The 26576-nt window shown below is 67.4% G+C and carries 19 protein-coding genes and 1 pseudogene; 8 read left to right on the top strand and 12 right to left on the bottom strand.

Annotation, left to right across the window (positions count from 1 at the left end; genetic code table 11):
- Positions 1–211: 211 nt before the first annotated feature.
- The 4 genes and pseudogenes from ACWEFJ_RS37290 to ACWEFJ_RS37305 form a co-directional block, all read right to left on the bottom strand.
- A complete protein-coding gene (locus ACWEFJ_RS37290) occupies positions 212–550 on the bottom strand; it encodes a transposase (RefSeq protein ID WP_449716650.1) in 339 nt (112 codons plus the stop codon).
- Positions 551–554: 4 nt separating this feature from the next.
- Positions 555–806 (bottom strand): annotated as a pseudogene (locus ACWEFJ_RS37295) (integrase core domain-containing protein); the annotation flags it as partial.
- Positions 807–893: 87 nt separating this feature from the next.
- Positions 894–1754 carry an isocitrate lyase/phosphoenolpyruvate mutase family protein gene (locus ACWEFJ_RS37300; protein ID WP_449716651.1) on the bottom strand — a complete coding sequence of 287 codons (861 nt, stop codon included), beginning with the start codon at positions 1752–1754 and terminating at the stop codon, positions 894–896.
- A gap of 88 nt (positions 1755–1842) precedes the next feature.
- Positions 1843–2469 carry a cupin domain-containing protein gene (locus ACWEFJ_RS37305; protein WP_449716652.1) on the bottom strand — a complete coding sequence of 209 codons (627 nt, stop codon included), beginning with the start codon at positions 2467–2469 and terminating at the stop codon, positions 1843–1845.
- Between the two features lie 393 nt (positions 2470–2862).
- Between ACWEFJ_RS37305 and ACWEFJ_RS37310 the strand changes: the two genes are divergently transcribed.
- Entirely contained in the window at positions 2863–5454 is a 2592-nt protein-coding gene (locus tag ACWEFJ_RS37310) for an NACHT domain-containing protein (RefSeq protein ID WP_449716653.1), read from the top strand.
- Here the strand turns inward: ACWEFJ_RS37310 and ACWEFJ_RS37315 are convergent.
- The 6 genes from ACWEFJ_RS37315 to ACWEFJ_RS37340 all read right to left on the bottom strand — a co-directional run bounded on the left by ACWEFJ_RS37315 (position 5444) and on the right by ACWEFJ_RS37340 (position 11572).
- Positions 5444–6472: a patatin-like phospholipase family protein gene (locus ACWEFJ_RS37315; protein WP_449716654.1), complete on the bottom strand. Its 1029-nt coding sequence runs from the start codon at positions 6470–6472 to the stop codon at positions 5444–5446. The genes ACWEFJ_RS37310 and ACWEFJ_RS37315 overlap by 11 nt on opposite strands.
- An 88-nt stretch (positions 6473–6560) precedes the next feature.
- Positions 6561–7688 carry an iron-containing alcohol dehydrogenase gene (locus ACWEFJ_RS37320; RefSeq protein WP_449716655.1) on the bottom strand — a complete coding sequence of 376 codons (1128 nt, stop codon included), beginning with the start codon at positions 7686–7688 and terminating at the stop codon, positions 6561–6563.
- A complete protein-coding gene (pgk, locus tag ACWEFJ_RS37325) occupies positions 7685–8848 on the bottom strand; it encodes a phosphoglycerate kinase (protein WP_449716656.1) in 1164 nt (387 codons plus the stop codon). The genes ACWEFJ_RS37320 and pgk overlap by 4 nt, the downstream gene beginning before the upstream one ends.
- Complete coding sequence (gene argC, locus ACWEFJ_RS37330; RefSeq protein WP_449716657.1) at positions 8838–9953, bottom strand: N-acetyl-gamma-glutamyl-phosphate reductase; 1116 nt, start codon at positions 9951–9953, stop codon at positions 8838–8840. The genes pgk and argC overlap by 11 nt, the downstream gene beginning before the upstream one ends.
- A gap of 108 nt (positions 9954–10061) precedes the next feature.
- Positions 10062–11066 (bottom strand): hydroxyacid dehydrogenase, encoded by a 1005-nt coding sequence (locus ACWEFJ_RS37335; RefSeq protein WP_449716658.1) that lies wholly within the window; start codon positions 11064–11066, stop codon positions 10062–10064.
- A gap of 347 nt (positions 11067–11413) precedes the next feature.
- On the bottom strand, positions 11414–11572 hold the full coding sequence (locus ACWEFJ_RS37340) for a hypothetical protein (RefSeq protein ID WP_449716659.1): 159 nt from the start codon (positions 11570–11572) through the stop codon (positions 11414–11416).
- Between the two features lie 204 nt (positions 11573–11776).
- Between ACWEFJ_RS37340 and ACWEFJ_RS37345 the strand changes: the two genes are divergently transcribed.
- The 7 genes from ACWEFJ_RS37345 (at position 11777) to ACWEFJ_RS37375 (ending at position 22043) form a co-directional block, all read left to right on the top strand.
- Positions 11777–13012 carry a hypothetical protein gene (locus ACWEFJ_RS37345; protein ID WP_449716660.1) on the top strand — a complete coding sequence of 412 codons (1236 nt, stop codon included), beginning with the start codon at positions 11777–11779 and terminating at the stop codon, positions 13010–13012.
- 37 nt (positions 13013–13049) lie between these two features.
- Positions 13050–13523 (top strand): hypothetical protein, encoded by a 474-nt coding sequence (locus ACWEFJ_RS37350; RefSeq protein ID WP_449716661.1) that lies wholly within the window; start codon positions 13050–13052, stop codon positions 13521–13523.
- Positions 13516–14151: a hypothetical protein gene (locus ACWEFJ_RS37355; RefSeq protein ID WP_449716662.1), complete on the top strand. Its 636-nt coding sequence runs from the start codon at positions 13516–13518 to the stop codon at positions 14149–14151. Before ACWEFJ_RS37350 ends, ACWEFJ_RS37355 begins: the two co-directional genes overlap by 8 nt.
- Complete coding sequence (locus tag ACWEFJ_RS37360) at positions 14144–17206, top strand: hypothetical protein (RefSeq protein WP_449716663.1); 3063 nt, start codon at positions 14144–14146, stop codon at positions 17204–17206. The genes ACWEFJ_RS37355 and ACWEFJ_RS37360 overlap by 8 nt, the downstream gene beginning before the upstream one ends.
- Positions 17207–17208: 2 nt before the next feature.
- On the top strand, positions 17209–18633 hold the full coding sequence (locus ACWEFJ_RS37365) for a Wadjet anti-phage system protein JetD domain-containing protein (RefSeq protein ID WP_449716664.1): 1425 nt from the start codon (positions 17209–17211) through the stop codon (positions 18631–18633).
- 319 nt (positions 18634–18952) lie between these two features.
- The gene (locus ACWEFJ_RS37370; RefSeq protein ID WP_449716667.1) at positions 18953–20011 is read left to right on the top strand and encodes an IS630 family transposase; all 1059 of its coding nucleotides are present in this window, start codon (positions 18953–18955) and stop codon (positions 20009–20011) included.
- Between the two features lie 670 nt (positions 20012–20681).
- A complete protein-coding gene (locus tag ACWEFJ_RS37375; protein ID WP_449716665.1) occupies positions 20682–22043 on the top strand; it encodes a hypothetical protein in 1362 nt (453 codons plus the stop codon).
- A 545-nt stretch (positions 22044–22588) separates the two neighbouring features.
- Here the strand turns inward: ACWEFJ_RS37375 and ACWEFJ_RS37380 are convergent.
- Positions 22589–25765, bottom strand: coding sequence for a tetratricopeptide repeat protein (locus ACWEFJ_RS37380; RefSeq protein ID WP_449716666.1), 3177 nt, complete (start codon positions 25763–25765; stop codon positions 22589–22591).
- A 31-nt stretch (positions 25766–25796) separates the two neighbouring features.
- Positions 25797–26432: an IS630 family transposase gene (locus ACWEFJ_RS37385; protein WP_449716668.1), complete on the bottom strand. Its 636-nt coding sequence runs from the start codon at positions 26430–26432 to the stop codon at positions 25797–25799.
- Positions 26433–26576 lie beyond the last annotated feature (144 nt).

The following is a 26576-nucleotide window of genomic DNA, read 5'->3' on the forward strand; positions in this document are numbered from 1 at the left end:
GTCGGTCAAGACCTCCTCACGCACGCCGCGATCTTGGAACGCCCGACGCCACAGGTAAAGGCGACACGCCAGCTCATTTTGAACTGATCACTTAGCCGACCGCCTCGGCGAGAAGTCCACCAGCGTGAGAGGCGAGCGGATCGACCGGCGTTACTCCGGAAAGGCGCACAAGTACGGCACCAACATCCAGGCTGTGGCGGCGCCCGACGGGTCAGTCCCACCGCGGGCCAGAGTTGGTCCGGCGCAGCACGGCGACCTCGTGCCGCAGCACCAGCAACTCCCCGTCCCGTCGATGACTGGCCGAGCAGAACGCCAGGCGAAGAATCTTCCGCGCCCAGTCGATCAGGGATCCGGTGTAGCCGCCGTCGGCCCACACCAACGACACCCGCCCGCCGGCGATGTCGAGCAGGCGCCGCAACAGGCTGCGGCCGGCGACCCGGTCCTGCGTCGAGGCCGGCGTCACCAGCACCGCCACCAGCAGGCCTAGGGTGTCCACCACGATATGCCGCTTGCGACCCGCGACCGGGACTTCGCCCCGGATGTTGGACACGGGGTTATGCGGCGTGGGTCAGCGTAGCCGGTGTCGGTAGCAGGTTGTTCTCGTAGTCGATCGGGGAGGTCTGGCCGAGGTGGGAGTGGCGGCGTCGGGTGTTGTAGCGGTGTGCCCAGCCGAACACGGCCAGCCGTGCTTCCCATTCAGTGCCCCAATGCTGGGCGCCCTGCAGCGTTTCGCGTTTGAAGGAGGCGTTGAGGCTTTCGGCGGCGTTGTCCGCTGAGCTGCCCACCGCGCCCATGGACCGGGTGAGCACAGCACCAGCCAGTCACCAGATCGGACGAAGACCGGTCACCGAAGTTCAGCGCCCAAGCGTAGTGTTCTGACACCTCACAGCGTGTTAGCGCGCTAGCTTCCGCCAGTCCTCCAGCCCTTGCAGGGTGAAGATGTCGTCCAGGGTGGCGATGTCCGGTTCGACCCCCGCAGTGTGGCCGGCGCGGACGATCTCGCCGAAGGTGTGGCGCAACGCGAGGACCTGCGCTCTCAACCCTTGGTTGGCGTAGATGACGATCGCGGCGCCGGCGCGGTGTGCGTCCTCGGCGTGCCACGCGGGGTACGTCGTCGGCACCACCGCCACCGGGACGTCCCGCGCCCAGTGCGCGAGGAACGCTGCGACCTCGAACTCGGTGCTCTGCTTGGAGTGCACGAGCACGGCGTCGGCGCCCGCGTCGGCGTAGGTGTGGCAGCGCCGCAGCGCCTCCTCCAACCCCAGGCCCGCGATGAACGCCTCGGTCCTGGCGATCACCAGGAAGTCCTCGCCGCGCTGTGACTGCTTTGCGACCGCGATCCGCCGTGCGAAGACCTCTGCGTCGACTAGGCGCTGACCCTCGCCGATGAAGCTGTTCATCTTGGGGAACAGCTTGTCCTCTACGCAGACCGCGGTGATGCCGGACGCTTCGTACTCGTGTACCAGGTGCGCGAAGTTCATCTCGTTGCCGAAGCCCGAGTCACAATCGGCCACGACCGGGACGCCGACGGCCCGCTGCATGTGCACGGCGGCCTGCAGGTAGTCGGTCATCGTCAGCAGACTCGCGTCCGGCAGGCACCGGGCCGCCGAGACCTCGAAGCTGGACGACCACACCGCGTGGAAACCGGCTCGTTCCGCCAGCACCGCGCCGAGCGCGTTGTGGGCGCCGGCGACTTTCACGAGTTCGCCGCGCGCCAAGACGTCGCGGAAGGACGGTTGCAACCCTTGGATCACTCAGCGCTCCTCGTCGTGCGGGCCGGAACCGGCGTGGTGCGACGCCGCAGGCCGCCGAACGGTGTCGACGGCCCGCATGGTCGCGTGATCAAAAGTTGACGGCCAGCAGGCGGGCGTTGCGCCCGCCTAGCGCCGTGAATGTGTGCGAGACGTACGGGCTGATGTAGATGCTCGCCCCGGTGGGAAGGTCCGCCGCCTTCGGTTCGGCCTTGTCGCCCCACTGCATGTGGACCGAGCCCTCCATGACGTAGATGAACTCGTGCCCGGCGTGGCCGCCGTTGAACTCGGCTCGCTCACGGTCGTCGACCAGGACGTCCACCACGAGGGGGATGAGCATCGGCACTGACGGGCTCCTGACCAGACAGCGGTAGACGTAGTAATCCATGCCGCCGCGACTGCCGACGATGCTGGAGTCCTCATCGGGCAACTGGAACCGGACCCCGTCGGTCAGGTCGTCCTCGGGTGCGGGCACCAGGTCGGCGATGCTCGTGCTCAGTGCGGCGGCCACCCCGGCCAAGCCGGTGAGGTCGAGGGGCTCCGCACCGGTGCCGGACTCCCAGCCCTGCACGACCGAGACGGGCACGTCCAACTTGGTCGCCAAGGCCGCCTGGTCCATTTTCACCAGAGCGCGGCGCTGCCTGATCCGGTTTCCCACTTCGGTGTTGAGATCTGCGCCCATGATGTGATCGACCCTCCTTGTGTCCGTTTCGAGCACCGACCTGGATTCGAGCCGGAAGCCTTGGCCGTCGTGTTGGGGCCGAATGAAGGCGACGTCGGAAGTCGGGGTGTCAACATCGCGTGGGTCGGTTCTGCGCCAGGACGTCAAAGCGCCACCAGTGTCAGCACACCCCGCCCGGGCCGTCAAGGATGTTGGGCCGAAGGTTGGCCACTATGGCAAAGATAAACCAAAAACACGTCTATTGGGCAAATTCTTTCCGAGGTGCCATAAGGCGATCGTGAAATCAGGCACGTTGACTTCGCGAATCCAAAGCTATTTCTGGCGTGTGGCGGACCGTGGAAAACATCCGCGCGGCCCGACCTCATCCGCATCTTCCACTCATTCGATCGGCGGATCGAACAGGAGGTCCTCCACGACTAGTCTCGGTCCATGGTGCGCAACCGGATCGCCGCAGTGATGCTCGGTTGTGCCTTGGCGGTCCTGATCGGCAGTTGGGTGTTCGCCGGAACCAGCACGACCGACGAGGTGTCGAGCATCGTCGCGGCGATTGTGGCCCTGCTGTCCGCGTTGTTCTGGGTGCTGCAGAACAGCTTGCCCAGCATGACGAAGACGGCGCGGGTAGACCAGCTCGACCTGGCGGTGCGCGAACTGGCCGAGGCCGTCGTCGAGCAACTGGAGGATGAGGTCCGGCTCCAAGGCCTGCGCGACACCGTGCCAGCGACGATCAGGTGGGACCTGTCCGGGCGCGGACGCCGCGGACCGGCTGTTCCGGCCGTTCGACGGCCACCCGACGCGGAGGCCGTGGAACCGCTCAGCGACTACGAGCGAGCGATCCTCGACCTTTACCTGTCCTCGCCGACTGGTCGCCGCCGGTTCGTCGTCGTCGGCGCGCCCGCATCCGGGAAGTCGGTTCTCGGGTTGTTCCTGGCGTTGGCGATGTTGCGTTCACGCTCGCCTTCCGACGCGGTTCCGGTCGTGCTCCGCCTGTCCGGCTGGAGCCCGGCTTCGGAAAGCTTCGGATCGTGGGTTGTCCGCACCCTCGGCGACCATTACACGTTCCTGAAGAACACGCCGATTTACGGCTCCAACGTTATCCTGCGCCTCATCCGGACCAAGCGACTGGCATTCGTACTGGACGGCCTCGACGAGGTGGGAGAGCGCGATCGGGGCACCGTGGTGGAACAGATCCACAGCTTCCTTCCGAAGGCGGCCTCGCTCGTCCTCACATGCCGCGCGGACGACTACGGGCCCGCTGTGGAGAAGCGCTTGCGCGTCATGAACGCCACCGAGGTCGTTTTGCGGCCGTTGGCAGTCGAGGACGCGATCGACTTCCTGAGCGACACGGACGACGGTTACGAGGCTCCGCCGAGTGCGGTCGAGCCCAACCCCAGGTTGGGGTGGGGCGGACTTTTCCGCATTTATCGGGTCTCCCCCAGTGTGAGTGGCGGCGCGGACGCCGGCGAACTCGGAGCACGGGGCCTGCCAACCCGTTCGGAGAAGTGGCAATCGCTGTTCCGGTTGCTCGAACAGCCCGGCCCGTCACCGGTCAAAGAGGTCATGACCGTGCCCCTTTACTTGTCCCTCGTGAGGAGCAAGTACGGTGACGACGAGTCGGGGCCGACCGATTTCGTGCACGACGTGGGCCACCTCGACGAGTCGGGGATCAAGACCTTCCTGATCGAAAACCTGCTGGCCAAGCTCGACGCGGACGCGGACGCGGACGCGGACGCCGCGCCGCACGGCTCCGGGTCGCGGGCGAACCCCACGCGCCGCTGGCTGCGCTTGGTCGCTGCGGACGGCAAACCGAGGTTCGAGTGGTGGCGGGTCTACGAGTTCGTGCCTGCCACCTGGTGGTCGGTCGTCGCGGGTGTGCTGGCGGGCTTGGTCTACCTGTTGACCAGCGGCTTCCCGGAGGGGCTCAAGCGGGGCATCACAGTCGGCCTGGTTCTGGCCATGACGATCGGCCTCACCCGTGGCGCGCTGGGCGGGGTGCGGTGCGGCGTGCTGGCGGGCGTGACCACCGGGCTCAGCGTGCTGGCGGGCGCGCTGACCCTGTTGCGCCCCCTGGACGCCTTTTTCGTGGCTGCCGAACTGGGTGTGGCGATGGGTGTGGCCATCGCCGTCGCGCGCAGCATCGAGCGTTCCAATGCGGCGGTGCTCAAGAGCAGCCTCGTCGCGGGAGTGATCACCGCGTTCGTCACCGCCGCCCACGAGTGGACGGTGAAGGATGCCCATGCGGGGCTGGTGCGCGGGCTGACGACGACGCTCGGCATCGGGCTCAGCGTGTTCATCGCGGGCGTGCTGGTGCGCCGGTTCGAGGTGGCCCGGCCAACCCGCCAACCCGTTCCACTCGATGTCGCCACCGCCCGGCGGGAACGTCGGCTGCTGCCGTACCTGGCGCTCGGCGTGGCGAGCGGGTTGGGCATCGGCCTGGGCGGTGCGCTCATCGGCGCGCTGCGCTACGGCGCCGTGGGCGGTCTCAAGAGCGGTCTGGAGTATGGGGCCGTGATCGGCCTGGTTTACGGCCTCACCGCGGGACTGGCGGTCGGCCTCGCGGGTGGGTACGTCAGGTGGATGAGCGAGCCGACGCCGAAACCGGTCGCCTCGACACCGGTCAGCACGTTGCGCTCGGCCCGGACGGTCGCGATGACCTACCTGGTGCTGCCTACCGTCGCCTCGGCGATCGTGATGTGGGCGTTCCACCTGGCCGCGGCGCGCCTCGGGGTGAGCGGCCTGCTCGCCGAGTACGCGGCGAACGTGTCGTGGCAGTCGGGCGCGGCCCTGGGGGGCTGCATCGGACTGGTGTTCGCCTTTTGCTTCTCGCCTTGGTGTGCGTACATCCTCGCCTCCGCATTGCTGTGCGCGGCGAAGCGGAGCCCTTTGCGGCTGATCGCCTGCCTCGAACGGGCGAAGAACCTGGAGATCCTGCGACAGGACGGCGCGGCCTACCGATTCCGGCACGACGAGATCGGGCAATCGCTGGCCCGCGAGCACCGATCCGCGTCGGCCATCAATCCGTAGGCACGACGGTCCACCGCGGCACCGCGCGCACTGATGTGCCCTCACCGTCCGGGCTCATCTGGAATGTCTTGTAAACCATTTCGTAAGACCGTTCGACCGCGTGGACCAAAGGCTCCAGCCGTGTTTCCCACCGGCTGATGGTGTCCTCGCCATTGGCCGGTGCCAGGTCGAGCACGAACGGCGGATCGGCGTTCGGCGTTTCCCGTTGCGCGGCCAGCCAGAGCAGACCGTCGTACTTCTGCCGCGCGTGTTCCAGGTACAACGCGCCCAGTCCTTTCCGTGCTCGGTCGAGCTGCCACGCGGTGAGCCTGCCCAGCAGCGACGGTTTGGTCGAGTAGCCACCGGTCGGGAACGTGCTCAGCGACAGCACGTGCGTGCAGCCGTCCTCGACGGCGAGGGTGTAGGGCAGTGCGGCAAGCATCGACCCGTCGACCGCCCGCTGCCCCCGGTACCTGCCGGTGCCCCTGACCAGCACCGGACGCCACGAGCCCGCGCGCAGCGCCTCCTTCAGGTCGGCCCTCGACTCGAAGGAGGTGACCAGCAAGGGCTCCATCCGGTCCGCGAGGGTGATGGCCACCCCGAGCGGCACGGGCCCTCGCAGGATCTTCTCGTAGTCGAGCGGGCGGACGTGCTCCATCACTTCGTCGAAGAGCAGGTCGAGGTCGAGGATCGACTTTCCATGCAGCGCCCGCTTAGGGTCGACAAGCCCGCGGGCGGGCAGATCGCGGTAGTACAGGGGCAGCGATTTCCACGTCTCGCCCGCCAGGAAGTAGGCACCGCTGATCGCGCCGGCTGATGCTCCGTACACCGCGTCGAAACAATCGGCGAAGCCGAATTCCTCCAGGGCGGCCAACATCGCGGCGGACACCACACCGCGCATACCGCCGCCCTCGACGGCCAAGCCGACCTTGTGCGGGTCCGTCCGTTCACCGGGGTTGCTGTTGCCGTCCCGACGTTCGTGAAGAATTCTCAGCACCGGGTGGGCTGCGGGCGGCTCGGGCAAGCTGTCGGCGGACATCCCGCTCCTCGTTGGGCGCCATGGCGAATAGCGAATGGTCGATGGTAGTGCGTGACCGCCTCGGGCGGCAAGGAGCCGCTTTGCGCGATCACCGCCGAAATGCGGCCAGGTAGATGTCCCTGATGATCCCTTCCCCCACGTTCGGGATGGGATCGTTGTCTAGATTCCCGGTGACGCCGCCCATTAACGCCGGTATGTCATCCGGCGTGAAGCCGAAGGAGTCCGGCGGCGCACCGACGCCGATCGCGGTCGCCAACCGGTTCGTCCCGTCGGCCACGTCGTCGACGCCCATCAGGCGCGCGACGGCCGCGAACCGCTCCCGCGCGTGGCCGGTCGCGTGCGCTAGCCACGCGGGGTAGAGCAGCGCCAGGCCGCGGCCGTGCGACACCCGGACCCTCGGCACCGCGCCCATCGCCTGCTGGAGCCGGTGCGGCAGGCAGGTGCCAGCGTTGGCCACGGAGAAACCACCCAGCACAGACGCCAGCGCGAGGTCCGCGCGCTGCTCCGCCCCGAGTGCGCCCGCCGCGATCTCGGGTAGTCGGCGCACGAGGACCGGCAGAGCCCGCTCGGCCGCCCACCGCACCGCGTCGTCCGACCGGTGGGCCACGCAACCTTCCACCAGGTGAGTGAACGCGTCGAAACCGGCCGCGACCGCGACGTGCGAGGGCACCGTCACCAGCAGGTCCGGATCTACCAGGGCCACGCGCGGGAACAGGTCGTCGCCCCGGATGCCCGCCCTCAGCTGGCGGCCGCTGTCTGTGATGATCGCGCCCTTGGTCACCTCGGCGCCGCTGCCCGCGACCGTCGGCACCGCCAAGACCGGCACGGCACGCGGGTCGCCGTCCAGCGCGGGTCCGCCGACCAGCGGTCCGACCGGGCCGGCGCGCAGACCGACCGCGGCGGCCTTCGCCGCGTCGATCGCGCTGCCACCGCCCAGCCCGACGACCACGTCGCACGATGCCTCCACGGCCACCCTGACGGCGGCGTCGACCTCGGTGTCCAACGGCCCCTCGGACACCTGGTCGAAGACCGCCACCGCGACCCCAGCCCCCTCCAACGAGGCCACCGCGGCCGCGAGCAGCCCGTGCTCGCGCGCTGCGGACCGACCGCACACCAGCAGCGCGCGACCGCCCAGCGCCCTGGTCCTGGAGCCCAGCTCGGACAGCCGCCCGGAGCCGAACACCACCGCGGTCGGCAGGGACACGTCGAAGATCACCGCGTCACACCCCCGGTCCCACGGCGGAGCGCGTCGAGGACCGGAAGCGTCCCGTGGCCGAGGAAGTGCAACGCGGCGCCGCCACCGGTGGACGCCGGGCCGTGCCACGGCAGTTCGGCGACCGTGTCGCCACCGAGGAGCAACGCGTCCACCGACGGGGCGCGGAAGGCGGCGAGCAACACGTCGGCGCTTCGGCGGAACCCACGTGCGTAGAGGCACGGTGTGCCCGCGAGCAGCGCACGACCACCTCCGGCCAGGCGGTCGAGCCGGTCGTGCAGCCACGGTTGCGGCACGAAATCCACGATTGACCACCCCGGCGGAACGCCGTCGCGCACCGGCACGACGGCGGAGCGGGTCAGCTCGGGGTCGGCCACCACGACCTCGCGCGGCAGGTGCATCTCGGCGCGGTTGTCGCGGGCCAGCACCCGTTCCGCCACGCGGGTGTCACCGGGCGCCGACGCGCCGATCCGGTGCCCCATCGCGCGCAGCAGACCGTTGAGCACCGCACCGCCGGGCACCACCAAGTCGTAGCACTGCGTCAGCGTGTCCAGTCCCGGCACCGTCTTCTCCCTCTTCACACCGCCGAGCACGGCGACCGAGTACCGCGTCGAGGCACCGGACCACGGCGCGAGCAACGCGAGCTGCGCCACCACGCTGTCGGCCAGGTAGCCGGGGAGGTGGCCGAGCAGACCGACGTTGGACGCGTGCGCACGATGTGCCTTCGAGAAGCCACCGACGGCCACCGCGTCACCGAGCGCCGCGAACCGCCGCGCCAGCGCGGGATCATTCGCCTCCTCCTCCGCGTGCTTCCTGGTGTTGCCGAACAACACCGCCTCGCCCGGCCGCAGCCGCCGTGCCCGGGCGACGGAGTCCGCGGTGTCGTTGTCCGGGTGGTGCTCCACCACCGTGCCGAGCCGGTCGGACAGGTACCTCGCCACGAAGTCGAGGGATCCGGCGGAGCGGTCTCGGTGCGATCCCTGATGCGACAGGATCGCGAGCTTCCCGCCGGCGTCCAGGATCCGGCGGATGTCCCGCAGCTCCGTGTCGATCCTGGTCGTGGCGGCGAGGTCCGGGCGCACGTTGAAGCCCGCCGAGTAGATCCATCGATCACCCGGCAGGATGTCCACATCGGATAGTCGCGGCACACCGTCAGAGCGCATAGACCCGCAGCCCGTCCGTCTCGTCCAGCCCGAGGGCGACGTTCATGTTCTGCACGGCCGATCCGGCGGCGCCCTTGACCAGGTTGTCGGTCACCGCGACGAGTTTGGCGATCTGCCGCTCCTGGTCGACATCGACGCCGAGGTGGCAGAAGTTCGACCCGACCACACTCCCGAGTCGCGGGTACAGGTCGTACTGCTTCTCGTCACGCGCGCCGACCTTCGGTCGGGTGTTCACGAGGACGAAGTGCTCCCCGTCGTGGTCGGTGCCGTAGGCGTCGACGTACCGGTCAAGCAGGTCTTCACGGGACACGTGCTTGGTGAGGCGGACGTTGGCCTGCAAGTGGATGCCGCGGGCGAAGTCGCCGTGCGTCGTGTTCAGGTCGACCACGACCGGTTTACCGGTCTCCGCCGCGAAGAACGCTTCCAGCTCGGGGGCGTGCCGGTGGCCCGACAGGTGGTACGGGAGCATGGACGCGGCCATCTCGGCGTGCATCACGGCGGCCTTGGGCTCGCTGCCCGCGCCCGAGCTGCCGTTGACCGCGTGGACCGACACCGGCGCGTGCCGACGCCACCACCCGGTGCGCAGCAACGGCGTGAGTGCGAGGGCCGCGGTGATCGCGTAGCAGCCGGGGTTGGCGATCAGGCGGGCGTTCGCGACCTCCTCCCGGCGTAGCTCCGTCAAGCCGTAGACGGCTTCGGCGAGCAGCTCGGGATCGGTGTGCGCGCGTCCGTGCGCGTGCTGGAACGTGGCGGGGTCGCGGAAGCGGAAGTCAGCGCTCAGGTCGATGACCAGCACGCCCAGCTCGAGGTAGTGCCGCGCCTGGCGCATGGCCTTACCGGTCGGTGTGCAGAAGAAGACCACGTCCAGGGACTCCGCCTGGTCCCGAAGCTCACCCTCGTCGGTGAACGCCAGCCCCGCCCCGAGGAGGTTGGGGTGGACGGCGTCGAACGTGCGGTCGCCGCGCGAGGTGGGCAGGATCGTCGCCACCGCGGGGTGGCCGAGCAGCAGTCGGCATAGCTCGCCGCCGGTGTGCCCGCTCGCCCCGACGACCCCGGCGGTCAACCCGCCGACCGGTCGCCGGCCTGCGGTCGTTGACGTGCGCACGGGCGTTCTCCCTCGGCCGGGCCAGGAGTGGTGCTCGGACCCGAGGCTAGCGGCCGGCGCGGCGGACTCGGCGAAAGTTCGTCACACCGGCCGTGCGTGCTGCGGTAGTCAGCGGGCAGGCCGTTGCTCCCGGGCTTCCGGGGGGATCGTCGTCGCGCCCCCGAGGGCTCCGATGACCGTGTCGACCACGACGTTCCCGATGCGGCGCTGCGCGTCCACCGACATCGCGCCGATGTGCGGGGTGAGGACGACGTTGTCCATCCCGGCGAACGGGCTGTTCCCGCCCTCGGACTCATGCACGTCGAGTCCAGCGCCCGCGATCGTGCCCTCGCGCAGGGCGGCAGCCAGGGCGTCCTCGTCCACCACGCCACCGCGCGAAACGTTGATTAGGCATGCGTGGCGCCGCATGGCACGCAGTTCGTCCGCGCCGATCAGGCGCCGGGTGAGGTCTGTCAACGGCACGGCGAGGCAGACGACATCGGACTCGCGCAGCAGCGTGGGCAGGTCCACCACCTCGACGCCCTGCCGGGCGATCGCCGCCCGCCGGGACCGGGTCGGCAGCCGGACCGTCGTGCGCAGGCGCGGGGAGAACCCGGCAAGCATCCGCGCGACGCGGGCGCCGATCTCGCCGAACCCCACGAGCCCGAAGTCCTTGCCGCTCAACTCGAGGCCCGCCAGTTCCGCCTTCCGCCACTCACCGGCCCGCACCTGCCGATCGGCGAAGGCGATCCGGCGCGACACCGCGAGCGTCAACCCGATCGCGAGTTCGGCGACCGCATTGGCGGAGGCGCCGGGGACGGTGAACACGCGCACTCCCGCCCGCCAAGCGGTCTCCAGGTCGATGTTGTCCACGCCGGTACCGGCCCGCACGACGACCTTGAGCTTCGCGGCGCGGCCCAGGATGGACGCGGTCAGTCGCACACCGCTGCGCAGGATGACCACGTCGGCGTCCGCCACGAGATCCAGCAGTTCGGCGACGGACGGTTGTGGGCGCACGAGCACGTCCGCCACGCGTCGCAGGCGGTGGACTGCCGTGTCGTCGATCGGGTCGACTACGAGGACCTTCGCCGTCTCGATGACCGTTCCCCTCACCCTCGACGGGACCGGGTCCATGGTCTCACGGTCGTCATCGTCCGGAGCCCCTTGGCCATGGCATGACTTACTTCGCCCAGATCGGCACGTGATCGCGAGTCAAGTGACCGAGCAGGAGGGAGCGGAAGAAGGAGACTTCGTTGTGCCACAACAGAGGTGGCATGACCTGAACTGAGCTCAACGAAGCCAACCCGGAGCCTCCGGCGGCTGTTTCCGCAGGTCAGACCTTGATCGGGTCTGGGGGTCAAGGGGTCGCAGGTTCAAATCCTGTCGTCCCGACGGCCATGACCAGCGGGTTTGCCTTTCGAGGCAGACCCGCTGGTGTCGTTTTCGGCTGTTGTGGTCGCAATGCGGTCGCGTCCCGAAGGTCAGGCGACATCGGCCTCGGCCAGAGCGTGGGCGATGACGTCGACCGCGTCGTGGGCGACGTGGCATAGCAGATGGCCGTAGACCTCGGTGGTGGTGGGCAGGGTCGAGTGGCGCATCGCGCGGGAGGTCACGGCGAGCGGTACGGGTGAGATGAGCATGGTCGTCTTGCTGCTCTTCGAACACCCGCACGAACACGCGGGGTGCTCGCGTCGCCTGGTCGGGGTAGAAACGTCACGCGTTGCGTTGCAGGTTCACTCTTTCGTGGTGAGCATTCGCTCGTTCGGCGCATGACTTCCTGGAGTGTATACCAGACGATCTTACGTTGTGCCGTCGTTGAGTCGCTCCTCTGCAGCCTCGATCCCGTGACAGAACTCCATCTGTTCAGCGAGGACGGCTACGACGAGGAGTCCGAGGAGGCCTATCTCGAACGGCTTGGCGCGTTCGTGGCCGCTGTAGCGGACAACGCCGGTGCCGTCATCCGCGACCCAGCGATGCTCAAGTGGGCGCAAGCCGTCTACGAGGCCTATGGTGACCTCGATGAGAACGGCGAAGGGCTCACCCTCGAGCAGCTCAAGGCCGCCTGCGGGGACGCCGGTCCCGGCACGTTCGAGAGCAGGATCGCCGTCTTCAAGCAGTTGGGCCTGATTGGGCCTCCACGCGGGCGTTCTTACCACCGAAAACTGCACTTCCACGGTGCTGGCGTCGCTGCCTTGCTCGTTTTTGACATGCTGCGCCTCGGCACGGGGATCCAGGAAATCCTGTTCCTCCTGGACCAGACGAGACGTGACATCGTCGATGGCGTGCTCGGTCGTGACGACGTGCTGGCGCGGTTGATCACGTTGAAGCGCGCCTTGTCGATCAGTACGGGCGAGCTGATACAGCTCCGCAGCCGACCGGTCGAGGAACTGATGCGTGAGCGGCGCAACCGGCGGGGGGCCGACCGCATGCTCGCCGAGGCGGAGGCACTTGTCGCGGTCGTTGAGACGCGGTTTCCCGGACTCAGCCCCACGGGGTCGAAACTGATCACGCAAGCGATGCGCTACTCGGCGGCGGTCAGCGAGCTGGTCGACCGCCTCTTACGCGCGGTCACCGCCGAGCGGGACTTTTCCATGCTCTTGCCGGAGCAGTACCGCACCGCGGCTCTGCACTCGTCGCCTGACGATCTCGCAGGCGTGTTCGAACGCATGGTCTTCGACCCGGCGTCGGCGTCGATCACGCCGGACGAGATTCTCGCGACCATCGACAAGTACCGCCCGCCTGAGCCACGCAGGCGCGCGCCGCGATCGCCGGAGCTGCCGCCGGAGCATGATCCGGTACAGGAAGCGCGTCGCAGACGCGCGAGTCTGCGTGAGCGCCGCGAAGCCGTGCTCCGTCTGCACCTGCGCGGCAAGGTGGAAGTCGACCTCACCGCAGAGATCGAGATCGGGCCCTGGCGTGACGCGATCCGCATGGTCGCCGACCTGCTCGCCGCATCCGGAGATCCTGACCTCGGTTTCACCGTGCAGCTGTCCGACGCGCTCCAGGTGCACGTCACTGGACCGGTCAGCTACGTCACCCCGATCCGGCTGATCGATGAGAGAGGCAGTCGCCGTGAATGAGGCTTTCAGATTGGCACAGTTGAGAGTCTGGCGGACGATGGCAGCCCCTGAAGACGACGCGGATCTCGCCGACCTCAGAGCCGCTGCTGCCAACGCCGGCCGCAGGCTCGTCGAACTGCGAGGCACCGGCCCAGTGAACTTGGCATTGGGGTGGCTTGAAGAAGGACCGCTGACACCGGATGACGTCGGCGGGCCCGGCGGCGCGGGAGAGGCTACTGTCGTCGTACTCGCCGCATGTCTGACCTGCTGTTGGCCGGATCCGGACGCGCCAATCTTCCCCGGCGTGCCCACCACGTTCGAAGAGTTGCGTCGAATACTTGCACCGTTGGGCATCCAGAACGTTACGCAAGCCGTCAATCGGCTGCGCAGGTGGGGATACCTCGCGCCCGACTTGGATGACGGCACCATCAGGCTGGGGCCCGTGGTGGCGACCTGGCCGGAAGCCGATGTCGATCGGCTGCGCCGCCAACACTCCCAGCTGCCCGCTGTGGAAGGACGAACGGGTGACTGAGCGCTTGCTGGACATGCTGCCGACCAACCGCCGCTATGACGTCCTGTCCGCGGTTGCCGCATTGGAAACCGCCGAACTGCCGGTCCCAGCTCGAGAGTTCCGTGCGCTGATGGAGGTACCGCTGCGGCACGTGGTGGAGCAGGTGCTGGCCGAGGCCGGTCGAGTGCTGATCAAGCGTGGCGGCGGCTACATCACGGGCTACGACGACCGGATTCGTGAGCGGATGGCTGCAGAGGGCATAGGTCTCTTACGTCCTGACCAAAGCGCCGTGCTGGCCATGGTGCTGTTGTTATCGGTCGCCATCCCACGAGCGGCGGGACGTCTCTCCGCTGATGCACCGTGGACCGATGGTGACCCAGTGTCACCAGCCTTGCTCAAGACGGGACGAATCAAGCGTCAAAGCACGATCGAGGAAGCGCTTCGGGAACTCCGGGCTCTCGGCTTGGTCAAGTCAGCGACCGGAGGCATAGTGCTCGGACCTCAAGTGCTTCGGCTCACCCAGCGGGCGACAACGACATTGTTCGAAGAGATGATTCTGCTCGCCGAGCCGCACGGCGATCTCGCGCTGGCGATCCGCAGGCAGCGTGACGCAAGCTCACAACTCGGGAGCGCATACGAATATGAATGATCAGTACGTCCCGAAGGTGGGCAATCGCGGAATCATCGGGTCACGTCACCTGATCGCGGTGCAGACGTTCGACGTGGCCAGGTTGACCACACATCCGGTTCCCGTAGTGCCGGGCACGTTCATTGCGGTGTCCGGTGAAGGACCCCGCGGCGACTCCAACGGCTCCGGCAAGACGAGCTTCCTCGTCGCCGTCTCCATCCTGCTTGGCGATCCGCAATGGAGGTTCGACACCAAGGGAGGTAAGGCGGCGACCGGTGTGCTCTTCCGGCCGGACTCGGCCGGAGTGAGCATCCACCAGGCAAGCCCCGCGCGAAGCGGGTATATCGTCGGCGTCTTCGCGGACGAGGTGGAAGCGCTGGAGACGGCTGTGACCGTGTGGGTGCGTCTCACAACGTCGGAGCCGTGGATGGAGGTCAGGTGGGCCAATGGCGTGCACCTCGCCGACAATGAAGATCTCGACCAACGCGACCTGCAGGCTGACTTGATCTGGCAGGCCGTGCGCCACAACGGCACCTTGTCGCCCCGCCACATGGCCGAGCAGCTCTACGGAGACGCCCCGCGTTGCCTCACCTACCTCGACACACCACTACGGCCTCCAGTCCCGTCATTGCTCAGCCAGCAGATGACCGAGATGGAGCCGAAGGACATCGGCGAGTCCTTGATCGCTCTGTCCGGATCGAAGACCCATCTCGACGAGGAACGCACGTTGCGCGGTGCCGTTCTTGTGCAGCGGCGTACTCGTGACGATTCGCTAACGCGAGCGGCTGAACGCGAGCGCGAGGAGGCCGTTACACTGCAGGCAATCGCGGACCGTGACGCCGCTCGCGCCGCACTGGCCGAGGCAGAGGCCCAATGGGACCTGTACGTCGTAGCGCAGTGCCGCAAGGCGCTGGCCGCCGAGGCGGCCGCCGCCGAAGACATCAAGGACCTCGCGAAGAGGCACGCGATGGCAGCCGAATTCGCCAACGGCATCGAGAACGCTCTCCATGACCTGAAGAATGCCACTGACTTCGCAACCACTGAACGACGAGCTCGCGTCGCCTGGACAGAGGCACAACAGAAAACCGGCGGCTTGCGGATTCGGCGTGCGGAAATCAACACAACCCACCGCAGCCTGGTGGAGGAGCGAAACAAGCTTCTGAAGAGCGCCGAAGAGTGGGACGGTCGACCGTCCACCGAGACCGCAGAAGATAACGCGCGGTCGCTCCTTGATCGGAACCGGGCCGAACTCAAGCTGGAGGCGGCCCGTGCAGCGGTTTCCGAAGCAGCGGAGGTGCTTGATCGTGCTGAGAAGGGTCGTGGAGGTGACGCGGGACTCGTGCTAGACGCTTTGGAGCGCAGCGGGTTTAAAGGCGACGCGCTCTTCGACGTGATAGAGGTCGACGAATCCGCGCGTGCCGTCTGGGAACCCCGGTTGCTGCCGTACAAGGACGCCGTCGTCATTGATCACCGACTGCTCTCTTCCGAACTGGACCACGCTCTCGCCGAGCGACCCGGGGCGATGGTCGTCGCCACTGATGGGCTAGAAAGCAATTTCCCGGATGGTGTCCGGTGTCGCCTACCGATCACAGGCTTTCTTCGTGCTCTCGAAGCTCGGCTCGAGTACCGCGGCGCGCCCGACCGCGTTCATGACAAATCCCTTGGCCTCACAATCAGCGGGAACTTCCCGGACCCGATGACTGGCCGGGAAGGATTGCTTGTTCGTCTACGCCGAAACCTGGAGCACGCGGTTGAGTTCGAAGGTCAAGTAGACACTGAACTCCAACTGGCCGAGGCGGCGCTTCGGCTCGCCTCAGCGAAGCACAGCTGCGCGGTCGCCGCCGAGCGGCTAAAGATTGTCAACGAGGACGAAGGCCGGTTGTCGAAGCAGATTGGAGAGTTTGACCGGGCGATCGGTACAGCGTCCGAGAAGGAGCACGAGCTGCAAGAGGTCTGGGAGCAGGCAAAGGGAGCCCTGGAAGGACACGACCACCAGGTCGCTCTCCTTCAAGTCCGGCTGGAGAATTCCCAGAGTGACGAACGGGACAAGCGCCGTAAGCTGCGTGCCCGTGAGCAGGAACGCGTCGAGCTGGACGTTGTGGCATGGACGGCGCTCGCCGAAGGCGCTCTGCACCGCTACAGCGGAGACCTTGACGAGCTACCGATCCGCGACCTCGGCGCGGTTCGAGTCGCAGCCACCGACAGGTTGGCGGATGCGATGCGGTTGTTCGGCATCGATGAGCGCGACGAAACCCTGCCCATGGAGATGAAGGAATGTATTCGGCTGCGAAAGGTGCTCGCCGCGGGATCTGGTGATCGTGCCCCGATGACAGATCTACCCGCCGTCGCGGAACCACTGCACCGCAGACTCGGAGCACTTGCAGGTCAGGATCGGGTCACGAGAGGGCGGATCGAGGACCAGCGGGCCGAACACGTGCGCATTCATCAGGGCTTGGAGCGCGAGCTGGCTGATGGTGAACGAAACCTTAAAGTCATGCAGGATATGATCGAGCGGCACCTCGAAGGCATCCTCGGCCGTGTGAGCGTGCAGTTCGACCACTTGGATCAGCAGCGCGGTGGTAGCGGCGCCGACCTGCATGTCGTGGCCTCGCCACCACAGGGCGCGGCCGAGTGGGTCTGGGAGGTCACTCCGCGTTGGAAGCGCTCTCGAGGAAGTGGACCAGTGTCCTACCGGGAGGTTGCCAATGGGGCCCAGGTCAAGGTCCATGCTGTGCAACTGGTCCTCGCAGCCGTTCTGGCCGATGCTGAGACGCACGGCAGGGTGCTGGTGCTCGATGAGCTGGGCAACAGCCTGGGGGAAGTCAACCGCAAAGATGTCCTCGGTGCACTCAAACGCGTAGCTGAGGAAACCCAAGTCACAATTTTCGGTACCTGCCAGGACAGTGTGCTGGTCGATGCCGCGGACGTTTGCGGCGAGCTGATGTGGTTCGCCCATACGAGTGAGGCGGAGGCCTACAACCGCCCCACGCGGGTCTGGGGTTTCAACGCGAACTCCGAGCAGGTTGAGCTTACGGCTGACCACCTCGCCGCCGGTCGACGCCGCGAGGGAGCCTGACCATGGACGCACATCAACCAGATTTTCTTTTCGGTGAAAGCGCCGGACGGATTGAGGTACCGCTACCGAGCCTGCTGCCACCCGGCGTCAAGGCCTTCACCGTACCGAAACCTCGCGCTGATGACGATGACGAGCTCGAACTCGGTGTTCCATCGGATCGGGTGCCTCGTGATCGGAAGGGCCGGGTCAACCCACGTCAGGTCGACCTGCTGCCCAGTTCTCGTTCGTCCTATTTCGCGCTGCCGGCTACGCTTGACAAGCGCGACCTCATCTGGGTGCTCAACACCAAAGTCGAACGCCGCTGGACCGGCATCGCAACCCGATTCCAGGATAACGCCTGGCGGTTCACAATGGATCTGATCCGTGCTGGCGTGGCCGTCGTGCGGTGCAAGGTGGTCGCGACCAAGGCCGGGTTCGACCTCCAGCCACAGCACTTCCGGCTCACGGCGGCATGGCAGGCTGCCCGGCTCGACTATCTCAACGAACTTACCGGACGGCCGGATCCCGACACTGCGCGCGAGGAACTCCTAGACCTGATGAAGGAGGTCCTGAGTTTGGCTGACGAGCGCGTTCTCCTGGCTCGGGTCGAGCAGGGATCACCTCTGCGGGCACCCGCAGGTACCCGCGCGGGAACCAAGGTGTGGTCGGTCTACGAGGACGCCATCCGTGCCGCCTGCTACTGGTACCTCCACGACGGTCCCAGCGTCGAGCTCACCGCGAAGGACATCGCCAGCCATGCGTTCAGGGACTCCAAGCGGTGGACGCCGGAGCGGGAGGCGGCGTTCGCCAACATCGTCGGCAAGTCCTTTACCGAGGCCGTGAAGATCAGCGATGTCGAGATCCTCATGCGCGGCCCGTTGCTCTGGCACGTCGGCAGCGTTGTCGCGGACGCTCACACGAGTGAGCCGTGGATCGGATTGCCAGCCGGAGGTCTCGGACTGCTCGGCACCGTGGACACCCCAGGGGTGCGCGGCGTTCTCGTGATCGAGAACAAGGACGCCTTCGAGCAGGTCTGCCAGCGTACCGATGTCTACGACCGGTGGTTGTGCGTGTGGGGTAAGGGCTACGCCAGCCGTCCGCTCGTCGCGTTCTTGTCCGGCTTCACCGAGTTGCCGATAGCGGCGTGGTGCGACTTGGACGCCGACGGCATCGGCATCATCAACAATTTGATCGTCAGGCTCGGCAGGCATGTCGAACCGGTGTGCATGGACGTCGACCTGTGGCGAGCTGGACCGTATCGCCGACAGACGTCGTCCGAACTGGAGCGTGGGCGCGCCAGAGCCGCCGTGCTCGCTGCCGATGGTCCATCGGAACTTCGTGCGTTGGCGGAGGCCATCGCACCGAGCGGTGAGGGACGCGAGCAGGAGTCGATGTACGACGAAGTGCTGCCGACACTCGCGAACCTCTTGCGCAAGCACGAACGATGACATGACCATCTGCCTCGACCGCAACATAGCGCGTGCCTGTCCGAAATCGCTGTCTCCAGCCCGGAGGCGTCGTCTTCAAGCTGGACTGGTTCCACTACTACGGCAAGGGCGGCGAGCAACACGCCGCTATCGGCTCGGTGTCAAGACTACCCGTGCGAGTGGGAGACGCGTTGTGCCACAAGCGAATCATCTAGTGCTGCATCTCGGAACGTTGACCCGCTAATCGGCGTGGCGGGCTGACGGTCCAGGCTGGTCCTCCCATGTCGAGCGGGAGGTGGTCGTGGGTCGTCGTCCGGAGGTGTTCGTCCGGCCGTTGTCCATGGAGGAGGGCCGCAAGCTGGCCCGGATCGGTCGCACCGCGAAGGACCCGGTGCGATTACGTCGGGCGATCGTGGTCCTGATGTCCGCCCAGGGACAGGCGGTCCCGGACATCACGTCGTTGATGCAGGTCAGCGCCGACTATGTACGTGATGTGATCCACTCGTTCAACGAGCGGGGGTTCGCGGCGCTGGACCCAAAATGGAGCGGGGGACGCCCGAGGGTGATCGGTGAGGCGGTCCGGCAACGGATCTGCCTGATCGCCCGGACGTCCCCCGCCTCGTGGGGCATCAGCGCGTTCTCGACCTGGTCGCTGTCCAAGCTGCGAGACCATCTGCTCGACCGCGGCACCGTGGCCGCGATCAGCCGGGAGACCCTGCGCCGCATCCTGCACGCCGGTGGCGTCTCGTGGCAGAGCACCTCGACCTGGAAGGCCTCCACCGACCCGAACTTCCTCGCCAAGATGCACCGGATCCTGGGCCTCTACGACCATCCGCCCGAGCAGGGGCGGGTGATCTGCATCGATGAGTTCGGGCCGCTCAACCTTCAGCCCCGCAAGGGCAGGGCATGGCGGCCGACCGGGGCGCCGCTCCGACTACGGGCCACCTACAACCGCCACCACGGCGTGATGCACATGCTCGCCGCCCTGGATCTGACCACCGGGAAGATCCACTACCGCATCCGCCGGCGCAAGCGGCACGCCGAGCTTCTAGAGCTGCTCAGAAGCCTGCGAACGCGGTGGCCGGGCCAACGACTCCACCTGGTCATGGACAACTTCTCGCCCCACCGCCACCCCGACGTCCACGCCTGGGCCGCCGCCAACGACGTCGAGCTGGTGTTCCTGCCCACCTACAGCTCCTGGCTGAACTGGATCGAGGCCGAGTTCACCGCCCTGCGCTACTTCGCCCTCAACGGCACCGACCACCACAGCCACGCCGAACAGAACGCCGCCATCGCCGCCTACATCCGCTGGCGCAACGCCCGAGCCAGACCCAAGTCAGGCTTCGCCACAGACTCGCCCATCCGCACCTGGACCGATTACCCGATCAAGGTTGCGTGACGCAGCACTAGTAGAGAATAACGACGTCAGCCGACCAACGGCCACGGCCTGGCCGATCAGGCACTCCGAACAGAATGATGCCCGGAAGTAGTTGAACAGTTACGTTTCGTAAATCATGACCAGCGCCCGACGTACGGCCCTTCGGTGCCCAGGAACGGCCGGACGGCGCGACGTTCGAGCGCAATCCGCACGGCCACCCATGCATCACAGCGCCCTCGGCTTTCGTCCGCTCCGCGATCGCGAGGTAGTCCTCGTCGTGGCAGCTCCACCATCGCGGCGGGCTGCCGCTGGTAGGCGCGTCGGACCGGGCGTTGCTGGGATAGCCGTGGTGACGCAGCCACAGTCCGAAGCCCTGCTCGGTCCTGCGCACGCAGACGATCAGCTGGGTTTCCGGGGAACCGGGCGAGCATCGGCCTGCATCACCTGGCTGGCTTGCGGACGGTAGGCGTCCGCGAGCGCATTGCCCGGCGCCATGGCGTTTGGCGTGACATGTCATGTTCGAACGCCGCGAGCAGTTCACATCGGTCACCGTTGGCGTGGCTTGCTGAGCCGCCAGTCACCGCGTACGGCGGAAGCGTGGATCCCGGTGTTCCGTCACGCTGGGTCAGGTTGTCGGTGTCGGGCGGTAGATTCGGATGTTCCTCCGCACTGTGTTCGGGATGGATGGGTTATGGACTTCTCGGTGCTGCCGCGCGGGCAGATGGAGTGGACGTCGCTGATCGATGATCTGGGCAAGACCGACGACCGGGTCGAGCGACACTTCCTGGAGTTGAAGTCCGATGTCGATCTCACCGGGTCGGCGGGTCGGGCGAAGGTGGTCAAGTTTATCCTCGGTGCGGCTAACCGGGATCCGGACACCGCGGCCCGCTACTTCCAGGGGCACGCCCTGATGGTTCTTGGGGTTGCTCCCGGCGCGGTCACCGGCATCGCGCCGTTCGAGGCCATGGACCTGGCCCGGTTCGTCGCCCGCTTCACCGGCGTGCCCGGACCCCGATGGGACTTCCAGCGCGTTCCCGCGGGCGAGGGTAGAGACGTCATCGTCATCGTGGTCGACCCGCCGACGGGCAGCGTCCGGACCTGCCTGAGCGACGGGCCCGAGAAACTGACCGACGGTGCCATCTTCGTCCGCGCCGACGGTGAGACCCGGTTGGCCAAGGGCGCGGAAATCCGCGCGATGTTCGACCGGAGCCGCGGGCATACCGTCACTGCGGAACTGGACGTGGCCGTCGTCGGCCGTGCGGTACGCCACCCGCATGGCTACGAGCAGGTGCTGGAGGACTACATCGAGGTACACCGCGAGAGGCTCGGCGAGGTGTCGGCCCGCGCCAGAATCCGCCGACGTTCCCAGGTGGCTGCGGTCGACACCTGGGCCAGCCCGTTCGTGATCGGCGACCGCCGCACACCAGAAAAGTTTCTGGCCGAGGTGGAGTCCTGGCAGGGGGAAGTGCGGCGAGCATGGCCGGAGGTTCTCGACCACCTGGCGGGCTACGCCGGACATGGCGTTCACCTGCGCATTCGTAACAACAGCGACGCGTTCCTGGAGAACGTCGAGGTGCAGGTCCACATCGAAGGCGAGGTCAGGGCCGTTGACCCGGTCGAGGACGACTGGCTCGATCTCTCGTCTCCGCTGCCGCCCCTGCCCCGCCAATGGGGCGCCACCACGACGCTGCTGTCCTCCGCGATCGCGCTGAACAACTTTCCGGTGCCCGACGTATTCCGGCCGGCCGCCACGGGGATCGGAGTCCTGTACCGCAACGGCGGATCGACGACGCTCACCGTGACGCTGGACGCGCTGCGCCCCCGAAGCGCGCACGACACCGACCTCGACGAGTTCGCCCTGGTCGTCGACGCGCCCGACATCACCGAGCTGCGCGGCACCTGGCGGATCACCGCACGGGCGCACCACCGCGTCTACGAGGGTGAGCTTGCGGTCCCCATCAGGCAGTTGGGTGACGCCGACGAGGTGATGCGGGCCGTGCTGATGCCGGACGACGCCGGCGACGAGGCGGACACTGAGGAGGACGTGGACTGATCGGCGCGTCCGGTGTGCTGTCCGCCTGGAACGGGCAGGCACACATACAGGTAGCGCTGCTGCGGAGGCTCCGACGCCAACGCGGAGGACCATCGGACACTCTCGGGCTCAGTCGGTGCTGAGTGATTCAGCTGCGGACTGGTCACTTGATTCAGGCACAGGCGTTCGACGCCCGCAGCGGGCGACACAGGCTCCAGGCGGGAGGAAGATGGGAGGAAATTGGGAGAAGTCAAGGTGTGGCAACAGGGTCGAGCTGCGCTCAACTGCATCCGACTGCACCGCCAGGTCATGTTCTACCGCAGTGTCCTGATCAACATGACCGGCCCTCTGGTGAGGCTGCGCTCTTTTTTATCGCGCCGTACAAATACGGATCTGGCCAGCTCGGTAAGTCCCATTCCTGGCGCTGCGTGAATCTTCGGCCTGCGTTAATGGAGCGCCGGCAGGTAACGGACCGGCGGTGCTCGATACAGCCCACGATGTGCCTGGGTCAGTACGTGAGAACTGATTGAGCGAAAGAGAAGAAATCGCCGGGCCGACGTCGCACTTCACACGTCGGAGCCTGTGGTGGTTGTCGCCGTGGTACGCGATGAGCCAGTCGATCGGTTCCGGGTCCATGCCGTGGTGTCGCCGTCGTGACGAAGTGCGGTTGCATCGTGGCGTGCACGTCGTATGGGGTGGAGCACCGCCACGACGCCAAACTGGTGGGCCGTGCGGACTGTTGGAGGGGTGTCGTTCACACCGTCGGCGGCGGGATCTTGGGACGAGGCGACCAGCGCGTCCCGCCAGTGCTGCGTGTCGAGGGCCAGCACCGGCACGTCCACCACCAGCGGCTCCCCGCCGTCGTCCGCCGGCTCGAACCGGGATTCGTCGCCTGTTTTGCCTTGACCACGGCGACGGCCCAAGATGGCCCGGTGGCGCGATCTTCTTCCGGTGGGGCAGCGGGGCGGCGATGGCACCGACGCCTGGTCGCAAAGAAATCGGCCTACCCCCGGACCGGCCGACCGCCGGTCGACGACACCGTCGTGGCGCTGATCGAGCGGATGGCGCGGGAGAACACCGGACAGCTCGGTGGAGCAGTGCCGCAGGCGCCTGTGACGACGTGGTCGGTCATGGGGGAGCGGCTCCGAGGCGGATGCCCTCCGCATGTACTCGCGGGCGGACTCCGCTGCGTGTTCGTCGTTGGACTCGGTGAAGATGGTCAACGCCTGCTGGTACGCGGATACCGCCTTCGTCGTGTCGTGGTCGTGCAGGCACATGCCCAGGCTTAGCCAGGCGTTGGCTTCGTGTTTGGCGTCGCGGATGCGGTGGAACAGGGTGATCGCCTCGTGGAAGGCGGCCTCGGCGGCGGCTGTGTCTCCCCCCTCGTCGTGCAACTCGCCGAGGTTGGCCTGGGTCATTGCTTGCCCGAAGTGATCGTCGTGCGCTGTGGTGAGCTTCAGGGCGGTTCGGTGCGCTTCGGCCGCTCCTCGCCTGTCTTTCGCCCGCAACAGGACTCTGCCCAGGTTGTTCGACGTCATCGCCTCACCGTGCGGATCACCGATCCGGTGGTAGGTCCGGACGGCTTCCCGGTGCGCCGCCGCGGCGCCGGCGAGATCGCCACCGGCTGCTCTCGCGAACCCCAGGCCGGTCCACCGCTGCGCGACCGTCCCGGTCGGGTGCTCTCCGGCGTCCGTTGCGATGCTTTGCCGGTACGCCTCTTCGGCGTCCGCAGGACGGCCGAGTCGAAGGTAGATGGAGCCGAGTCCCGCCCACGCGCGGGACTCGGCCACGGTGTCGTGGAATGCCTGGCCGATCGCGATGGCGCTGTGGCACACGTCGATGGCGTCGTCGCCCAGACCGGTGTCCAGGAGGATGTTCGCCACCGTCGTCCAGGCCATGACCTCTCTGTCGTAAGCGCGAACCTCGCGGTTGATGCTCGCGGCCCGCTCGCAGGCCAGGATCGCTTCGTCGGTCCGGCCTCCGGCTGCGAGCGCGGTCCCCAGGTTGTGCCACGCCCCCGCCTCCCGTCTGGGATCACCCGCCCGCCGGTAGGCGTCGACGGCCTCGCGGCAGAGCCGGATCGCCTCGTCGTGCCGACCGAAGGACGTCAGCATGGAACCCAGGTTGTTGCGGGCTTTCGCGGCGCGGTGGTCGTCACCGTTGCGGGTGTGCAGATCGATCGCGGTCAGGTAGAGGTCGATCGCCTCCCCGAGCAGTCCGACATGTCCGAGCGCGAGCCCCAGGTTGTTGGCCATGTCCGCCTGGGTGGAGAGGTTGTCCTGCCGGAGTGCTGCCGCGTAGGCGAGCCGCGACGTCGTGAGCTGGTCCGTCAGGTAGCCGCGGTTGACCTGGTACGCGCTTAACTGGCTGTACAGCGCCGCAGCCTGGTGGTGGTGCCCTGCCTCGGCCATCTTGTGGGCGAGGACGAGAAGGGCGGGGTACTCGCCGTCCAACCAGCGCAGGGCTTCCCCGGAGCCGGTGAAGCGGTCATCCGGCCTTCCGACCCACATCGCAGCCAGGTGGTTGACGGCATCCTGGGTTGCGATGAGGTAATGGTTGACCAGTCGGGTGTCGGCGGCCCGCAGGTCGTCCGGTGTGAGATCCGCGTCGTACGTCTCGGTGTGGGCGCGGACGAGGTCGTGCATCCGCCAGCGCCGATCGGTGTGGACGAGCAGGTGGGCCTGGCGCAAGGCGCGCAACAGGTGGACGGTGCGGGCTTCGGAGGCGTCGGCGAGCACGGCGGCGGCCTCGGTACCGCAGTCCGGCACGGGGTTGAGGCAGAGCAGTCGCAGCAACCGCGCGGCGGGCCGGTTCCGACGGACCAGGTGGTGCCAGGACAGGTCGAGTACCGCCGACAGGGCCCGCTCACCGTGGACGAAGCCTTCGATTCCCGCTTCGGCGAGTTCAGCGGCCAACTGGGCTGGGGATAGGTCCGGTTCCTCGGCGAGCAGGGCCGCGACGATCCGCAGGGCGAGGGGGAGCCACCCGCACGTGCGGACCAACTCCCGCGTGCCTGCGGGATCGTCGGCAAGCCTCCGGTCGTCCGGCGCCACGTCGCGGAGTGCCACGTCGAGCAGTACGCCGGCCTTGTCCGCGGCCAGGACGTCGAGCGAGAAGCCGCGGGCACCTGGGATGTCCACCGTGTCCCGGGTCGTGACCAGGACCCGGTGCGCGGGGTTGGCGGGGATCAAGCCCGCGATCTGACGGGCGGTGGAGACGTTGTCGAGCACCAACAAGACCTCGCGCCCCGACCGGGCCATCCCGTCGAGCAGCTGCTGGTAGACCGCCGCCATCTCGCCGGGGTTGGTCGGCGTGCCGAGCGGATCAACGCCCAGGAGCCGCAGCAGGGGACGCAGCACCGATTCCGCCGGGACGCCGCCGTCGGCGCGGTAACCCTGCATGTTCACCGAGAACGCGCCGCCGGGGAACCAACCGGATCCGAGGGCAGCCCTGGCGCAGTACAGCGCCAAGGCGGTCTTACCCACCCCGCCCATGCCGGCGACGCGCGTCACGGCCGTCCCGGAGCCCGGCTGCAGCAAGGCGGACAGACGCGCGACTTCCTCGTCTCTTCCCACGAAGACGTCGGTGTCCGCGCCCGGCCCCCCGTGCAGCGGCAGCACCAGAGCGGCCGGAGGCGGTGACGACGCGACACCGAAGTTGACAGTGCCCACCGCACCCGCCTGTACAAGGTTGGTCACGTGATCGGCGTTGGCGGTGTTGTCGACCGATCCATCCGGCTGCACGCGAAAATGATGCTGGACCGCTAGTGGCTTGTCACGCAGCCTTGGCCGGGTAATGGGTCCAAGTGCGGATGGGTGAGTCGGTGGCGAAGCCGGTCTTGGGCTGGGCTCGGGTGTTGCGCCAGCGGATGAACGAGCCGATGGCGGCGTTCTGCTCGGCGTGGCTGCGGTGGTCGGTGCCGTTGAGGGCGAAGTAGCGCAGGGCGGCGAACTCGGCCCCGATCCAGTTCAACCAGCTGGAGTAGGTCGGCAGGAACAGCAGTTCGGCGTCGTTGTCGGCGGCCCAGTCGCGGACGTCGGGGTGCCGGTGCGGAGAGAAGTTGTCCATGACCAGGTAGAGCCGCTGACCGGGCCACCGGGCGCGCAGCGTCTTGAGCAGGTCGAGGAATTCGGCGTGGCGCTTGCGACGCCGGATCCGATAGTGGATCTTCCCCGTGGTCAGGTCGAGTGCGGCGAGCATGTGCATCACGCCGTGGTGGCGGTTGTAGGTCGCCCGTAATCGGCGGGGTGACCCGGCGGGTCGCCAGGCCGTGCCTTTGCGCGGCATCAGGTTGAGCGGTCCGAACTCGTCGACGCAGATCACGCGCGTCCGTCGTCGGGCGGGTGGTCGTAGAGGTCGAGGATGCGGTGCGTCTTCGCGAGGAAGTCCGGGTCGGTGGAGGCCTTCCAGGTGGTGGTGGCTTGCCGGGAGACGCCCGCGCCGCGCAGATGCGCCGCAGCGTCTCCCGGCTGACCTCGGCCACGGTGCCGCGGTCGAGCAGGTGCTCGCGCAGCTTCGCGAGCGACCAGGTGGAGAACGCGGTGATGCCCCGGT

It is taken from the genome of Actinosynnema sp. NPDC004786 (assembly GCF_053601135.1).

Coding starts and splice junctions, on each gene's coding strand:
- ACWEFJ_RS37310 (WP_449716653.1), top strand. CDS start 2,863: ATGGTGCGCAACCGGATCGCCGCAGTGATGCTCGGTTGTGCCTTGGCG.
- ACWEFJ_RS37315 (WP_449716654.1), bottom strand. CDS start 6,472: ATGTCCGCCGACAGCTTGCCCGAGCCGCCCGCAGCCCACCCGGTGCTG.
- pgk (WP_449716656.1), bottom strand. CDS start 8,848: ATGCGCTCTGACGGTGTGCCGCGACTATCCGATGTGGACATCCTGCCG.
- ACWEFJ_RS37335 (WP_449716658.1), bottom strand. CDS start 11,066: ATGGACCCGGTCCCGTCGAGGGTGAGGGGAACGGTCATCGAGACGGCG.
- ACWEFJ_RS37340 (WP_449716659.1), bottom strand. CDS start 11,572: ATGCTCATCTCACCCGTACCGCTCGCCGTGACCTCCCGCGCGATGCGC.
- ACWEFJ_RS37350 (WP_449716661.1), top strand. CDS start 13,050: ATGGCAGCCCCTGAAGACGACGCGGATCTCGCCGACCTCAGAGCCGCT.
- ACWEFJ_RS37360 (WP_449716663.1), top strand. CDS start 14,144: ATGAATGATCAGTACGTCCCGAAGGTGGGCAATCGCGGAATCATCGGG.
- ACWEFJ_RS37365 (WP_449716664.1), top strand. CDS start 17,209: ATGGACGCACATCAACCAGATTTTCTTTTCGGTGAAAGCGCCGGACGG.
- ACWEFJ_RS37370 (WP_449716667.1), top strand. CDS start 18,953: ATGGAGGAGGGCCGCAAGCTGGCCCGGATCGGTCGCACCGCGAAGGAC.
- ACWEFJ_RS37375 (WP_449716665.1), top strand. CDS start 20,682: ATGGACTTCTCGGTGCTGCCGCGCGGGCAGATGGAGTGGACGTCGCTG.